Source organism: Aeromicrobium flavum (genome assembly GCF_007992115.1).
In the GTDB taxonomy this organism is placed as follows: domain Bacteria; phylum Actinomycetota; class Actinomycetes; order Propionibacteriales; family Nocardioidaceae; genus Aeromicrobium; species Aeromicrobium flavum.
In genome coordinates, this window is record NZ_BJZQ01000017.1 from 46,308 (window position 1) to 60,897 (window position 14,590).

General features: G+C 69.6%; 11 protein-coding genes and 1 tRNA gene. 7 read left to right on the plus strand and 5 right to left on the minus strand.

Annotated features, from left to right (window positions below):
* Positions 1-11: 11 nt before the first annotated feature.
* Entirely contained in the window at positions 12-1,955 is a 1,944-nt protein-coding gene (locus AFL01nite_RS13420; RefSeq protein ID WP_146828203.1) for an SGNH/GDSL hydrolase family protein, read from the plus strand.
* A complete protein-coding gene (locus AFL01nite_RS13425) occupies positions 1,952-3,217 on the plus strand; it encodes a lipopolysaccharide biosynthesis protein (protein ID WP_146828205.1) in 1,266 nt (421 codons plus the stop codon). Before AFL01nite_RS13420 ends, AFL01nite_RS13425 begins: the two co-directional genes overlap by 4 nt.
* Here AFL01nite_RS13425 and polA read toward each other — a convergent pair.
* Positions 3,158-5,818, minus strand: coding sequence for a DNA polymerase I (gene polA, locus AFL01nite_RS13430; protein ID WP_146828207.1), 2,661 nt, complete (start codon positions 5,816-5,818; stop codon positions 3,158-3,160). The two genes, AFL01nite_RS13425 and polA, sit on opposite strands and share 60 nt — an antisense overlap.
* 31 nt (positions 5,819-5,849) lie before the next feature.
* Positions 5,850-6,449: a GNAT family N-acetyltransferase gene (locus tag AFL01nite_RS13435; RefSeq protein WP_146828208.1), complete on the minus strand. Its 600-nt coding sequence runs from the start codon at positions 6,447-6,449 to the stop codon at positions 5,850-5,852.
* A 344-nt stretch (positions 6,450-6,793) separates the two neighbouring features.
* Here AFL01nite_RS13435 and AFL01nite_RS13440 point away from each other — a divergent pair, with 344 nt between their 5' ends.
* From AFL01nite_RS13440 to AFL01nite_RS13455, 4 genes are read left to right on the plus strand one after another with little or no spacing between them, the layout of a single operon-like run.
* On the plus strand, positions 6,794-7,999 hold the full coding sequence (locus AFL01nite_RS13440; protein WP_186813956.1) for a branched-chain amino acid ABC transporter permease: 1,206 nt from the start codon (positions 6,794-6,796) through the stop codon (positions 7,997-7,999).
* Positions 8,000-8,002: 3 nt separating this feature from the next.
* On the plus strand, positions 8,003-8,998 hold the full coding sequence (locus tag AFL01nite_RS13445; protein WP_146828212.1) for a branched-chain amino acid ABC transporter permease: 996 nt from the start codon (positions 8,003-8,005) through the stop codon (positions 8,996-8,998).
* Complete coding sequence (locus AFL01nite_RS13450; RefSeq protein WP_146828214.1) at positions 8,988-9,899, plus strand: ABC transporter ATP-binding protein; 912 nt, start codon at positions 8,988-8,990, stop codon at positions 9,897-9,899. The genes AFL01nite_RS13445 and AFL01nite_RS13450 overlap by 11 nt, the downstream gene beginning before the upstream one ends.
* Positions 9,896-10,690 (plus strand): ABC transporter ATP-binding protein, encoded by a 795-nt coding sequence (locus tag AFL01nite_RS13455; RefSeq protein WP_146828216.1) that lies wholly within the window; start codon positions 9,896-9,898, stop codon positions 10,688-10,690. Before AFL01nite_RS13450 ends, AFL01nite_RS13455 begins: the two co-directional genes overlap by 4 nt.
* A 143-nt stretch (positions 10,691-10,833) precedes the next feature.
* On the opposite strand, the gene AFL01nite_RS13460 is transcribed toward AFL01nite_RS13455, so the two are convergent.
* Together AFL01nite_RS13460 and AFL01nite_RS13465 are read right to left on the minus strand one after the other, a co-directional pair.
* Positions 10,834-12,093 (minus strand): ABC transporter substrate-binding protein, encoded by a 1,260-nt coding sequence (locus tag AFL01nite_RS13460; protein WP_146828218.1) that lies wholly within the window; start codon positions 12,091-12,093, stop codon positions 10,834-10,836.
* 148 nt (positions 12,094-12,241) lie between these two features.
* Positions 12,242-12,850, minus strand: coding sequence for an ANTAR domain-containing response regulator (locus AFL01nite_RS13465; RefSeq protein ID WP_281285741.1), 609 nt, complete (start codon positions 12,848-12,850; stop codon positions 12,242-12,244).
* A 28-nt stretch (positions 12,851-12,878) separates the two neighbouring features.
* Between AFL01nite_RS13465 and AFL01nite_RS13470 the strand changes: the two genes are divergently transcribed.
* Positions 12,879-12,961: transfer RNA gene (locus AFL01nite_RS13470), tRNA-Leu, on the plus strand.
* A gap of 112 nt (positions 12,962-13,073) precedes the next feature.
* Here the strand turns inward: AFL01nite_RS13470 and pyk are convergent.
* Positions 13,074-14,540: a pyruvate kinase gene (pyk, locus tag AFL01nite_RS13475; RefSeq protein ID WP_146828220.1), complete on the minus strand. Its 1,467-nt coding sequence runs from the start codon at positions 14,538-14,540 to the stop codon at positions 13,074-13,076.
* Between the last annotated feature and the right edge of the window lie 50 nt (positions 14,541-14,590).

Below are 14,590 nucleotides of genomic sequence, written 5' to 3' on the forward strand. Positions count from 1 at the left end.
CACCTGCCTCGATGTCGACTCCGTCCCCCTCGCCGCGCGCGCGGCTGCCGTACCGCCCCGCCCTTGACGGGCTCCGAGCGGTCGCGATCCTCGGCGTCCTGGTGTTCCACCTCGACGAGAACCTGCTGCCCGGCGGCTGGCTCGGCGTCGACCTGTTCTTCGTCCTCTCGGGCTTCCTGATCACCCAACTGCTCATCACCGAGCAGGACCGCTGGGGCCGGATCAGCCTGGTGCGGTTCTGGGGCGCGCGGATGCGGCGGCTGCTGCCGTCGCTGCTGACCGTCCTGCTCGCCGTGGCGGTGGCGTCCTGGATCTGGACCGTTCCCGGCCGCCGGTCGGCGGTGGCATGGGACATCGTCTCGTCGCTGTTCTACGTCTCGAACTGGCGGTTCATGCTGGGCGACGAGCAGTACTTCGAGGAGCTCGCCCTCCCCTCGCCGGTGCGCCACACCTGGTCGCTGTCGATCGAGGAGCAGTTCTACCTGGTCTTCCCGTTGCTGCTGATCGCCGTCGCCGTCGTGGTGCGCACGCGGCGCCGCCAGGCGGCGGTCTTCGCCCTGCTGGCCGTCGCGTCGGCCGGCACGATGGCGTCCGGGTACGTGAACGGCGCCGAGATCACCGACCTCTACTACAGCACCTTCACCCGCGGGTTCGAGCTGCTCATCGGCGTGTGCGCGGCGCTGCTGCTGGGCCGCTCCGCGTTCGCCGAGCGGCCCGCGTCGCACGCGCGCGACGCCCTCGCCTGGGCCGGCCTGCTGAGCGTCGTGGCCGCGATGGCCCTGCTGAGCTCGGACTCCGGCGTCGTGTTCACCGGCGGCCTCGTGGTCGTGTGCGTCAGCGCCCTGGTGGCGATCCTCGGCGCCGCCGGCGGCCGCCCCGGCACCTTCACGAAGGTCCTCGGCAGCCCGGTGCCCCGCTTCCTCGGGCTGATCAGCTACCCGCTGTACCTCTGGCACTGGCCGATCATCGTGTTCCTGCGACCGGACACGACGCCCCTGGACGGCCTCGCGCTCGACCTCGTCCGGGTCGGTCTCTCGGTGCTGCTCGCGTGGCTCACGTACCGCTACGTCGAGGCGCCGATCCGGGGTCGCCGTCCCATCTTCGGCGGCTCCCTGCGCGGCGTGTCGCGGGCCGTCACGGTGGTCGCCGCGCCGCTGGTCGTGGCCGGTGCCGTCGTGGTCGCGCACTCCCAGCCCCTCCACGACGACGTGGCCGCACCGCCCGCCTCGTCCAACCAGCGACCGCTGGACCTCACGCCCACGCCGTACACGGCCGAGGCTCGCCGGTCGGCGATGCTCCTGGGCAACTCGATCCCGTTCAGCCTGTATCGCAACGTCGCCACGCGCGAGTTCCGTCAGCTGTCCCTGAGCGAGTCCACCCACTTCGGCTGCGATCCCTTCGAGCTGCAGAAGGTCGTCGACGGGGAGCCGACCGAGCCGACCCGCAGCTGCACGGACTGGCGACGCACCTGGCCGGACGCCGTCGAGGCGAACCGACCCGACGTTCTGCTGTTCTTCATCCCCCAGACCTTCGTCTCGGACCTCGTGCGCGACGACGAGGTCGCGACGTTCGGGACGTCGCGGCACGACGAGTTCATCCGTGGAGCCCTGGACGAGGTGGCCGCGAAGTCGCGCGACGCACGATCCATCGCCGTGTCCACCCTGGCCTGCCACCACATCCCCTACGACAACCCCGAGGCACAGCAGGTCAGCGACGTCCGGCGGGTCCGTGCCGTCAACGCCGTGGTGGCGGACTGGGCCGCCGAGAAGGACGTGCCGATCATCGACTCGTTCGCCACGTTGTGTCCCGGAGGGACCTACCAGCCACTGCTGGGCGACGACCCCCTCTACGAGGACGGGCTCCACTTCACCAGCGAGTCCGCGCCGCTGGTCTGGGCCTGGATGATGCCTCAGGTCCTCCGATTCGCCGACGCAGCCCACGGGGAGGCACCGTGAACCGTTCCACCCGAGCCGCCGTCTCCAGCGGGTCCATCGTCGCGATCGCCATGATGGTCATGAACGTGGCCACGTACGGGTTCAACCTCGTGGCCGCCCGCCTGCTCGTCCCGGCCGAGTTCGGCGCCCTGACCGCACTGTTGAGCCTGATCCTCATCGCGAACGTCGTGGCGCTGGCCCTGCAGGCCTCGATCGCCCGGCGGATCTCGGTGCACCCGGGCCAGACCACCGAGATCGTCCACACGGCGTCGCGGGTCGCGCTGGCCGTGTCCCTGGTCGTCGGGCTGGCCGTCGCCCTGTCCAGCCCCGCGCTGACGCCGGCGTTCTCGTTCGACTCCCTCTGGGCGGTCGTCTGGTGCGGCGCGATGCTCGTGCCGCTGACCCTCGCCGGCGCGCAGCTGGGCGTCGCGCAGGGCACCGGCCGATGGGGCAAGCTGGCCGCGCTGTACATCGGCAACGGCTTCGGCCGCCTGCTCGGCGGCGTCGCGGGTGTGGCGATCGAGCCGACCGCGACCAACGCGATGCTCGGTCTGGCGATCGGCGCCTGGCTGCCGGTGATCCTCGGGTCCGGGCTGCTCAAGGCCACGGGCGAGGGCGACGTGCACAGCCGCCGTCCCCTCGTGTTCGAGACGGTGGCGTCGGCCTCGACCCTGCTGGCCTACTTCGCGTTCAGCAACGTCGACGCGCTGCTGGCGCGCGGCGGGTTCTCGGCGCACGACAGCGGTCTGTACGCGTCGGGGCTGATCCTGACCAAGTCGACGATGTTCCTGCCGCAGTTCGTGAGCGTCGTCTTCTTCCCCAGCCTCGCGCGCGACTCCTCGCACCGCACCCGGCTCCGCGCCGCCGGGTTGGTCGCCCTGCTCGGCCTCGCGGTGGTGGCGGGCAGCGCCCTGCTGCCCCGGCTGGCGCTGATCCTGGTCGGCGGCGACCAGTACCGCGAGGTGGCCGACGACCTGTGGCTGTTCGCGCTGTCGGGCACGTTCCTGGCCATCGTCTACCTGCTCGTCTTCGACGCCCTGGCCCGCCGCTCCCCCGGGGTCGCCGTGCTGCTGTGGATCGCCTCGGCCGTCGTGTTCGCGATCGCCTGGTTCTGGTCGATCGGCATCGTGGGCCTGGTCGTCACGATGGCGGCGACCGGCGCTGTCGCCGCCGCCCTGCTGCTGGTGTGGCCGCTGCTGCGGCCCGGATCGGCCCGGGACGGCTCAGTGACCGGCGTCGTGCCAGGTGCGACCGACGCCGACCGACACGTCCAGCGGGACTGACAGGTCGGCCGCGGCCGCCATCTCCCGACGCACCAGCGCCGTCAGCTGCTCCAGCTCGGCGTCGGTGGTCTCGAGCACGAGCTCGTCGTGCACCTGCAGCAGCATCCGTGACGACAGGCCCGCCTCGTCGATCGCGCGCTCGACGTTGAGCATCGCGACCTTGATGATGTCGGCCGCCGATCCCTGGATCGGCGCGTTCAGCGCCATGCGCTCGGCCATCTCGCGGCGCTGGCGGTTGTCGCTCTGCAGGTCGGGCAGGTAGCGGCGCCGGCCCATGATCGTCTCGGTGAAGCCGGTCTGTCGGGCCTCGTCGACCAGGCTGCGCAGGTAGTCGCGCACGCCGCCGAACCGCTGGAAGTAGTCGTCCATGAGGCCCTGGGCCTCACCGGTCGAGATCGAGAGCTGCTGGCTGAGGCCGTAGGCCGACAGGCCGTACGCGAGGCCGTAGTTCATCGCCTTGATCCGCGCGCGCAGCTCGGTGCCGATGTCCTCGGGATCGCGCTCGAAGACCTTCGCGGCCATGACGGTGTGGAAGTCCTCGCCGGAGTTGAACGCCTCGATCAGGTCGGCGTCCTCGGAGAGGTCGGCCATGATCCGCATCTCGATCTGGCTGTAGTCGGCGGTGAGCAGCGTGTCGTAGCCCTCGCCCACCACGAACGCCTCGCGGATGCGACGACCCGACGCCGTGCGGATCGGGATGTTCTGCAGATTGGGGTCGTTCGAGCTCAGTCGTCCCGTCGCGGCGATCGTCTGCGCGTACGTGGTGTGGATGCGGCCGTCGTCGGAGATGGAGCGGCGCAGCGTCTCGACCGTCTGGCGCAGCTTGGTGACGTCGCGATGCGCGAGCAGGTGCTCGAGGAAGGGGTGGCCCGTCTTCGTGTACAGCTGCTGGAGCGAGTCGGCGTCGGTCGTGTAGCCGGTCTTGGTGCGCTTGGTCTTGGGCATGCCCAGGTCGTCGAACAGCACGACCTGCAGCTGCTTGGGCGACCCCAGGTTGATCTCCTTGCCGCCGATCGAGGCGTAGGCCGCGTCGGCGGCCTCCTGGGCCCGCGAGGCGAACTCGGACTCGAGCGTCAGCAGCGCCTCGTCGTCGACGGCGATGCCGGCCTGCTCCATCCGGGCGAGGGTGGACACCAGCGGCAGCTCGACCTCGGCCAGCAGCGTGGTGCCGCCGGACTGGTCCACCTCGGTGGCGAGCGCGAGCGACAGGTCGAGCGTGGCCCGGGCCCGCAGCATCGCCGCCTCGGCGTCGTCGTCGGTGTCGAGGGACAGCTGGCCGCTGTCGGCGGCGTCGTCACGCAGCTCGCGCTTGAGGTAGCGCACCGAGAGGTCGGCCAGGTCGTACGACCGCTGGTCGGGCCGCACGAGGTAGGCCGACAGGGCGGTGTCGGCGACCAGGCCGCGCAGTCCCCAGCCGCGCTCGGCGAGCGCCAGCATCGGTCCCTTCGCGTCGTGCAGGACCTTGCCGCGCGCGGGGTCGGCCAGCCAGGCGCCGACGGCCGCGTCGTCCTCCGGGGACACGTCGGCGACGTCAATCCACGCCGCCTCGTCGGGCGTGGCCAGGGCGAGCGCGACGACGTCGCCGCCACCTCGACCCCAGGAGCCCTGCACGTGCAGGCCCACGTCGGAGGTGGCGTGCTGCTCGAGCCAGCCGGCGACCTCGCCGGACGCCAGCACCCGGCCGGACAGGTCGAACCCGGCCTCGGGCTCGACCTCGTCGGCGGTGCCGGGGAACGTGGTGAAGAGCCGCTCGCGCAGGGCCGTGAACTCGAGGGAGTCGAAGACCGTGTGGACCTTCTCGCGGTCGAACGCGGTGTCGAGCGCGAGGTCGGCGGGGCCGAGCGGCAGGTCGAGGTCGCGCACGAGGGCGTTGAGGCGGCGGTTGCGCATGACCGAGTCGAGGTGGTCGCGCAGCGACTGGCCGGCCTTGCCCGGGACCTCCTCGACGTGGCCGATGAGGGCGTCGAGGCTGCCGTAGCCGTTGATCCACTTCGCCGCGGTCTTGGGACCCACCCCGGGCACGCCGGGCAGGTTGTCGCTGGTCTCGCCCACGAGCGCGGCGATGTCGGGGTAGAAGTCGGGCAGCACGCCGTACTTCTCCTGCACCGCCGTCGGGGTCATCCGGGCCAGGTCGGAGACGCCCTTGCGCGGGTACAGCAGCGTGACCTGGTCGGTGACGAGCTGGATCGCGTCGCGGTCGCCCGAGCAGACCAGGACCTCCATGCCGGCGGCCTCGGCGCGCGTCGTGAGCGTCGCGATGATGTCGTCGGCCTCGTACCCGGCCTTGTCGACGTGACGGATGTCCATCGCGTCGAGCACCTCCTTGACCAGGGCGACCTGGCCGGAGAACTCCTCGGGCGACTTGGAGCGGTTGGCCTTGTACTCGGCGTACTCCTCGGTGCGGAACGACTGGCGCGAGAGGTCGAACGCGACGCACACGTGCGTGGGGGCCTCGTCGCGCAGCACGTTGATCAGCATCGACGTGAAGCCGAAGACGGCGTTCGTGCTCTGGCCGGTGGAGGTCGCGAAGTTCTCGACCGGGAGTGCGAAGAAGGCGCGATAGGCCACGGAATGGCCGTCGATCAGCAGGAGTCGGTCCACGCCACGACCCTAATGGGCCGGTCCGACAGGCTCAGCCGCGGACGGCCGCGCGGCGGCGCAGCGACCGCCGGACCGCCAGCAGGCGGCCGGTCTCGCGCGAGCCCGACGACTTGGCCGCGAGCCGCGCGTTCAGCTTGCCCACCGGGATCGCGCGCAGGACGGCGATCTGGTTGAAGCCGAGCTTGGTCAGGTAGCGGTTGGGCTCGCGCGCGTGCGCGGCCGAGTTGGACAGCACCAGCTCGCAGTCCTGCTCCTCGGCGTGTGCCGCCACGACGGCCAGCAGGCCGGAGGCGATCGAGCGGCGCCGGTGGGTGGGCTTGACCTGCAGGTCGGACACGATCATGACCTTGCACATCGTGATCGGGTTCAACGTGGCCAGGTCGGCCGCCGCGCACCCCACGAGCTCGTCGCCGACCAGGGCGACGAAGACCCGGCGGCGATGCTCGCGGGCGTTGAACGCGAGGGCCTCGCGGGCCTCGGCCTCACTGGGGCAGCGCCACAGCGTCTGCTGCGTGTAGGCCTCCGACCCCTCGTCCTGGACCGCCTCCGCACACGCCGTCCACAGCTCGATGAGGGACGACGCGTCGTCAGGCTCGACGTCGCGGATCTCGACAGGCTGGCGCAAGGCCATCGGACGTGGCACCTCCGGACGGGGGAACGGGACGGGCGACAGCCTACGCCCCCGGATGCGTGCGGGGAATGGCCGGTCCGGCCGTCGAATCGAAACCGAACTGTTACCAACGGGGCGCCCGAGAGCCCGGCAGCGCAGCGTTCTGATGGCTATGCTCTTCGAGATCGACTCTGGCGTGCCCGACCGGTGCGCAGACTGCGACAGGAGAATGTGTGCGACTGCGAACAGCGGCGCTGTTCTCGGTGATGATGGCCGGGCTCGTGTTTCTCGCGACCCCCGCCTCGGCCGAGACCACGTCCCCCTCCCCCGGACCCAGTGCCTCGGCGCCGGCCTCCGATGCTCCCGTGACAGGACCCGCCATCCGGGTCCGCCTGCTCGACCAGCAGGAGGGCAAGGCGGGCAACAACCCGCCCCCGGTCCCGGGCGTCACCGTCACCGTGTCGGACGACTCCGACACCGAGATCGGACGGGCCGTCACCAACGACGCGGGCGTCGCCGCCGTGGCGATCCCCGGCAAGGGCAAGTACTCGGTCTCCATCGACGAGTCGACCCTCCCCGACGGGGTCAAGCTCACCGGCAAGAAGACCCTCGACGTCTCGGTCAACCTGACCTCGGGTCAGAACGTCGCGTTCCCGCTGAACGGCAAGGTCGTCGAGGCCACCCCGTTCGTCGAGCGCTTCGTCGACAGTGTGGTCTCGGGCCTGAAGTACGGCCTGATCATCGCGCTGGCCGCCATGGGCCTGTCGCTCATCTTCGGCACCACCGGCCTGACGAACTTCTCGCACGGCGAGCTGATCACCTTCGGCGCGATCACCGCCTACTTCCTCAACTCGACACTCGGGCTGCCGGTCATCCTCGCCGGCATCCTGACGATCGGCATCGGTGGCCTGTTCGGCTGGGGCCAGGACCGGGTGCTGTGGCGACCACTGCGCTCCCGCGGCACCGGCATCATCGCGATGATGATCGTGTCGATCGGCCTGGGGCTGCTGCTGCGCAACCTGTACCAGTTCTTCTTCGGCGCCTCCACGCGCTCCTACACCGACTACACGTCGCAGCGGGCCCGTGACTACGGACTGTTCGACCTGTCGGACAAGGAGGTCGCGATCATGGTGATCGCGATCGTCACGATCGGCATCGTCGCCACGATCATGACCCGCACGCGCCTGGGCAAGGCGATGCGCGCTGTCTCTGACAACCCGGCCCTCTCGGCCTCGTCGGGCATGCGCGTCGACGGCGTCATCTCGTCCGTGTGGACGATGGGCGCCGCGCTCTCGGCGCTGGCCGGCGTCCTGCTCGGCCTCAACAGCCAGGTCAACTTCATGATGGGCTACCAGCTGCTGCTGATGGTCTTCGCCGCCACGATCCTGGGCGGTCTGGGCACCGTCTGGGGCGCCGTGCTCGGCTCGCTCATCATCGGTGTGATCACCGAGGTCGGCCCCCTGCTGGGCGTGCCCGGCTCCATCAAGGAGGTGGGTGCGCTCGTCGTGCTCATCCTCATCCTGCTCATCAGGCCGCAGGGCATCTTGGGCCGCGCGGAGAGGATCGGCTGACCCATGGACTTCGGAAGCATCATCGACGCGGCGTTCTCCAACGCCTTCGGCCCCCAGGCCATCGTGTTCGCGCTCGCCGCGATCGGCCTCAACATCCACTTCGGCTACACGGGCCTGCTGAACTTCGGTCAGGCCGGGTTCATGGCCGTCGGCGCCTTCGGTCTGGCCGTGGCCATGGTCAGGCTCGACCTGCCCCTGCCCGTCGGCATCCTGGTGGGCCTGGTCGCCTCGGCCGTGCTGGCCCTGATCCTCGGCGTGCCCACGCTGCGGCTCCGCGCCGACTACCTGGCGATCGTCACGATCGCCGCAGCCGAGATCCTGCGCCTGGTCTTCGGCGCCGTCGAGACCAAGGCCGTCTTCGGCGGCTCGAACGGCCTCAACGGCTTCACCGAGACGTGGAACAGCCTCAACCCGTACAGCAAGGGCATCGACGTCGGCTTCGCCTCCTGGAGTCGCAACGACCTCTGGGCGATGACGGTCGGCTGGGTCGTCGTCGCGTTGTGCTGCCTCCTCACGTGGGCGCTCATGCGCAGCCCGTGGGGTCGCGTCCTGCGCTCGATCCGTGAGGACGAGGACGCCGTCCGCTCCCTGGGCAAGAACGTCTTCCTCTACAAGATGCAGGCGCTCATGCTTGGTGGCGTGATCGGCGGCCTGGGCGGCATCTTCTTCGCCCTCAAGCAGGCCTCGGTCGTCCCGTCGGACTACAGCACCAACCTCACCTTCTTCGCCTACACGGCGTTGTTGATCGGCGGCGCGGCCCGCGTCCTGGGTCCCGTCGTCGGCTCGATGATCTTCTGGTTCCTCATCAGTGGCCTCGGCGCGTTCTTCAGCCAGGCCACGAGCGGCATCGATCCGTTGATCCCCGCCTCGGTCATGACCGACACGCAGGCCAGCCTCATCCGTTACATCCTCATGGGCCTCGGCCTCATGCTGCTGATGATCTACCGACCCCAGGGGATCTTCGGCGACCGGAAGGAGATCGCGCTCGATGCCCGTTGACATCACCAGCGCCCGCGAGGCGCTCGCCGCACTGCCGAACGATCCGGGAGTGCGCAAGCCCGACCCGATCGTCGTCGGTGACGACATCACCCGCACGTTCGGCGGACTCAAGGCCGTCGACGTGCAGCACATCGAGATCCAGCGCGGTGTCATCACCGCGCTGATCGGGCCGAACGGCGCCGGCAAGACGACGCTGTTCAACCTGCTCACGGGCTTCGACGTCCCCGACAGCGGCTCGTGGGCCTTCAACGACCAGTCGCTGGCCAAGGTCCCCGCCTACAAGGTGGCGCGCCTGGGCATGGTGCGCACGTTCCAGCTGACCAAGGTGCTGTCCAAGCTCACGGTCATCGAGAACATGCGGCTCGGTGCCACCGGACAGCGCGGCGAGAAGTTCTTCCCCTCGATCTTCAAGGCGTTCTGGCGAGCGCAGGAGGACGAGATCACGTCCCGCGCCGACGACCTCCTGGCGCGGTTCAAGCTCGACAAGAAGCGCGGCGACTTCGCCGGATCGCTGTCCGGCGGCCAGCGCAAGCTGCTCGAGATGGCCCGCGCCCTCATGGTCGACCCCGAGCTGATCATGCTCGACGAGCCCATGGCCGGCGTGAACCCCGCCCTCAAGCAGTCGCTGCTGGGCCACGTGAAGTCGCTGCGCGACGAGGGCCGCACCGTGCTGTTCGTCGAGCACGACATGGACATGGTGCGCGACATCTCCGACTGGGTCATCGTCATGGCGCAGGGCCAGATCGTCGCCGAGGGCACCCCCGAGGCCGTCATGGCCGACCAGCGCGTCATCGACGCCTACCTGGGTGCGCACCACGACGCCGACCTCAGCGAGATGGACGAGGAGGCCCTGGCCGCCCAGGTCGAGGCCGAGATCAACGCCGAGGAGAACGAAGCATGAGCGACGCCATCCCCACCCCGCAGACCCCCGAGTCCGAGCGCGAGAAGCACCGGCTCGGCGCCGACGGCGCCGTCGTCCGTGCCGACAACCTCATCGCGGGCTACCTGCCGGGCGTCAACATCCTGAACGGCGCCGACCTGTACTGCCAGCCCGGCGAGCTGGTCGGCATCATCGGCCCGAACGGCGCCGGCAAGTCGACCCTGCTCAAGGCGCTGTTCGGCCTGGTCAAGGTGCACTCGGGTGAGGTCACGCTGAAGGGCGAGGACATCACGAACAAGCGCGCCGACATCCTGGTCAGCCAGGGGATCGGCTTCGTCCCCCAGACGAACAACGTCTTCCCGAGCCTGACGATCGAGGAGAACCTCGAGATGGGCTGCTACCAGGCCCCGTCGAAGTTCAAGGACCGCTTCGCGTTCGTGACCGATCTGTTCCCGACGCTCGGCCAGCGCGCCAAGCAGCGGGCCGGGTCGCTGTCCGGCGGCGAGCGCCAGATGGTCGCGATGGGCCGCGCGCTCATGATGGACCCGTCGGTGCTGCTGCTCGACGAGCCGTCCGCCGGCCTCTCCCCCGTCATGCAGGACGAGGTCTTCGTGCAGACGCGCAAGATCAACCAGGCCGGCGTCTCGATCATCATGGTCGAGCAGAACGCACGCCGCTGCCTGCAGATCTGCGACCGCGGCTACGTGCTCGACCAGGGCACCACGGCCTACAGCGGCAGCGGACGCGACCTGTCCAACGACCCCAAGGTCATCGAGCTCTACCTCGGCACGCTGGGCCGCGAGGCCAGCTGACCCCGAACACCGCGACGCCCCGCCTCCGTGAGGAGGCGGGGCGTTCGTCGTTCCCGGGGCGAGCCTCCGGGAACGGAGGAAGGGCCCGGGGCATGTGCCCCGGGCCCTTCCCCTACGCGTCACGTGGACGCTGAGTCATCGACTCAGATGTCGCCCGCGATGTAGTCGACGCCCTTGTAGGTGCCCTTGGCGTCGTACTCGTAGATGCCGATCGAGGCGGACGTGGGGCTGCCCGTCTCACCGAACTCGATCGGACCGGAGACACCGTCGTAGTCGATGTCCTTGTCCTCGGCGAGCAAGTCGGCGCACTGCTGGAACGTCGTGCACTTCTCGCCGCCCTTGGTGATCTCGACCAGCTCGGCCGCGATGGCCTCGCCCGACTCGTTGTCCGCCGCGATGGCCGCGAGGGCCGACGTGACGACCGCGTCGTAGGACTCCGCCGCGTAGGAGTAGTCCGTCAGCTTCGGGTTGATCTCGAGCAGGCGCTTCTTGAACTCGTCGCCCGCGTCGGCGCCGGGGACCGTGCCCTTGACGCCCTTGAGCTGCGGAGCGAACGACTCCTTGGAGTAGTCGGCCACGTTGCCGTCGACGAAGTACGTCGCGACGTCCTGCGGGCCGACACCCTTGCCGACGAGCTGCGGGATGATCTTCTTCGTCTCGTCGAAGGCGATCAGCAGGACGGCGTCGGGCTTGGCGGCCGCGACCTCGTCGATCTGCGCGTCGTACGAAGGAGCCTTCTCGCCGTAGAACGACGTGACGGCGACCTTGGAGCCGGCGGCCTCGAGACCCTTCTTGACCTCGGCGGCCAGCGTCTCGCCGTACGAGTCCTGGCGGGCCAGGATCGCGACGTTCTGCTTGCCCTCCTGCACCAGCAGGTTCGCCAGGACGGCACCCTGCAGGATGTCGGACGGCGCGGTGCGGAAGTAGAGGTCGGGCTTGCCGTACTTGCCGTTGTCGAAGTCGGTCGACGTGTTGGCCGGCGAGTACTGAACCACGCCGGCGGCGAGGATCTTGTCGATGACGGTCATCGAGACACCCGACGAGGCGGCGCCGACGATGACGTCGGACTTGGCCTTGATGAGCTTGTCGGTCTCGGTCGGAGCGATGCCCGAGTCGGTGTCGCCCGAGTCGCCCTTGACGTGGCGGGCGTCCTTGCCCAGGACACCGCCGGCCGCGTTGATCTCCTTGACCGCGAGGTCGACACCGGCGAACTCCGGCGGGCCGAGGAAGGCGAGGCTGCCGGTCTGCGGGAGCAGCGAGCCGACGACGAACTCGCCGTCGCCCTTCGCAACTTCCTTGTCTTTGTCGTCAGAGCTGTCGTCGCCGCCGCCGCAGGCGGCGAGGACGAGTGCGCTGGCGCTGGCCAGGGCGGCCAGACGGAGCGTCGTGGTGGAGCGCTTCATCAATCCTCCGTGATAGTCAATCCGAGCACGGGACGGTTCGCCCGGCGCGATTGACATGAAACCTAGCCCTCGGAGGTTTCGAAAACCCGCATGCTGCGTGATTGGGGCGTTTCGTAGCCAACTTGTAACCGTTGTCACACAGGCTGTCTCAGCCCTGCAACGACGGCCCGTTCTCCATCACGGCCTCGGCTACCTGACGCATCGACAGGCGCACGTCCATGGCGGTCTTCTGGATCCAGCGGAAGGCCTGGGGCTCGCTGATCCCGAGGGCCTCCTGCAGCACCGCCTTGGCCTGCTCGACCACCTTGCGCGTGGCGAGCTGCTCGTGCAGGTCGCCCACCTCGGCCTCCAGCGCACGCAGCTCCGCGTACCGGCTGCGGGCCATCTCGATCGCCGGCACGAGGTCGGACGCGGTGAACGGCTTGACCAGGTAGGCCATCGCACCGGCCTCGCGGGCACGCTCGACGAGCTCGCGCTGGCTGAAGGCGGTGAGCATCACGACCGGGGCGATGCGCTCGGCCGCGATCTGGGACGCGGCGGTGATGCCGTCGACGCCGGGCATCTGGATGTCCATCATCACCAGGTCGGGCTGGTGCTCGCGGGCGAGATCGACGGCGACCTGGCCGTCGGCGGCCTCTCCGACCACCTCGTATCCCTGCTCGACGAGCATCTCGGCGAGGTCCATCCGGATGAGGGCTTCGTCCTCGGCGATCACCACGCGAGGGACAGGGGCGGTCGAGCGGTCGGCGTCGGTCACCCCTTAAGGTTATCGGGCACGACGGTGCGCCGGGATGGCGGAATGGTAGACGCGATGGTCTCAAAAACCATTGTCCGCAAGGGCGTGCGGGTTCGAGTCCCGCTCTCGGCACCGCGGATCGGTCCCCTCGGGGACCGATCCTTCTGCTTTACGCCCTCCCCCGGTCCCGGTCTTGTGACGCTCGAGCCCGGATATGGGCCGGAACGCCACGGGATCGGTCGGGTCAGCCGATGGTGGGCGGCGGCTCGTCGGGGTCGTACGCCGCGACCACGCGGTTGATGGCGTCGCCCATCTTGTGGACGCGCAGCGCGTTGGTCGAGCCGGGGATTCCGGGCGGGGCGCCGGCGACGATGACGACGCGGCGACCCTCCTCGCAGCGCTGCTGGCCGAGCAGCTCGCGGTCGACCTGCAGCGCGATCTGGTCGGTGTGGCTGATCTCGGGCGTCAGGTACGTGTCGACGCCCCACGTGAGGGCGAGCTGGTTGCGCACCAGCACGTGCGGCGTGAAGGCCAGCACCGGGATCGACGAGCGGTAGCGCGCCATCCGGCGGGCGGAGTCGCCCGTCGTGGTGAACGCGATCATGAGCTCGGCCTCGACCGACTCGGCCACCTGCGACGCGGCGCGGCAGATGATGCCGGTCGTGGTCTTGGGCTGCCACGTGAAGGCCGCCATGCGCGGGAGTCCGTGGTCCTCGGTGGAGCCGATGATCCGCGCCATGATGCGCACGGTCTGGATCGGGAAGCGACCCACGCTGGTCTCGCCCGAGAGCATCACCGCGTCGGCGCCGTCGAGCACCGCGTTCGCGACGTCGCTGGCCTCGGCGCGGGTGGGACGCGGCGCCGAGATCATCGACTCGAGCATCTGCGTGGCGACGATGACCGGCTTGGCGTTGCGGCGGGCCTTCTCGATGATGAGCTTCTGGACGATCGGCACGTCCTCGAGCGGCAGCTCGACGCCCAGGTCGCCGCGGGCGACCATGAAGCCGTCGAACGCGTCGACGATCTCGTCGAGGTTCGCGACGGCCTGGGGCTTCTCGATCTTGGCGATGATCGGGCGGTGCACGCCCTCCTCGTCCATGATCGCCCGGACGTCGTCGGCGTCGGCCGCGCTGCGCACGAAGGACAGGGCGATGAAGTCGACGTCGGCGCGCAGGGCCCAGCGCAGGTCGTCGATGTCCTTCTCGCTCATGGCCGGGACGCTGACGTCGACACCGGGCAGGTTGATGCCCTTGTTGTTGCTGACCTCGCCGGGCACCTCGACCGTGGTGACGACGTCGGTGTCGGTCACCTCGACCGCGCGCAGGCGCACCTTGCCGTCGTCGATGAGGATCTCGTCGCCCGCGGAGACGTCGCCGGGGAGCCCCGAGTACGTCGTCGAGCACAGCTCGCGCGTGCCCGGCACGTCGCGGGTGGTGATCGTGAAGCGGTCGCCGAAGTTGAGCTCGTGCGGTCCGTCGGAGAACCGGCCCAGCCGGATCTTCGGGCCCTGGAGGTCGGCCAGCACGGCGATCGCCTTGCCGGTGGCCTCGGCCGCCTGGCGGACGCGGGTGAGTCGCTTGAGCTGGTCACTCTGCTCGCCATGACTCATGTTGAGCCGAGCCACATCCATGCCGGCGATGGCCAGCTCGAGGATGCGTTCAGCGGTGTCGGTCGCGGGACCCAGGGTGCAGACGATCTTGGCTCTACGCACGTGCTCCACCCTAGTCCTGCCCCGAACCGGACCGCGAGTCACACGACCCG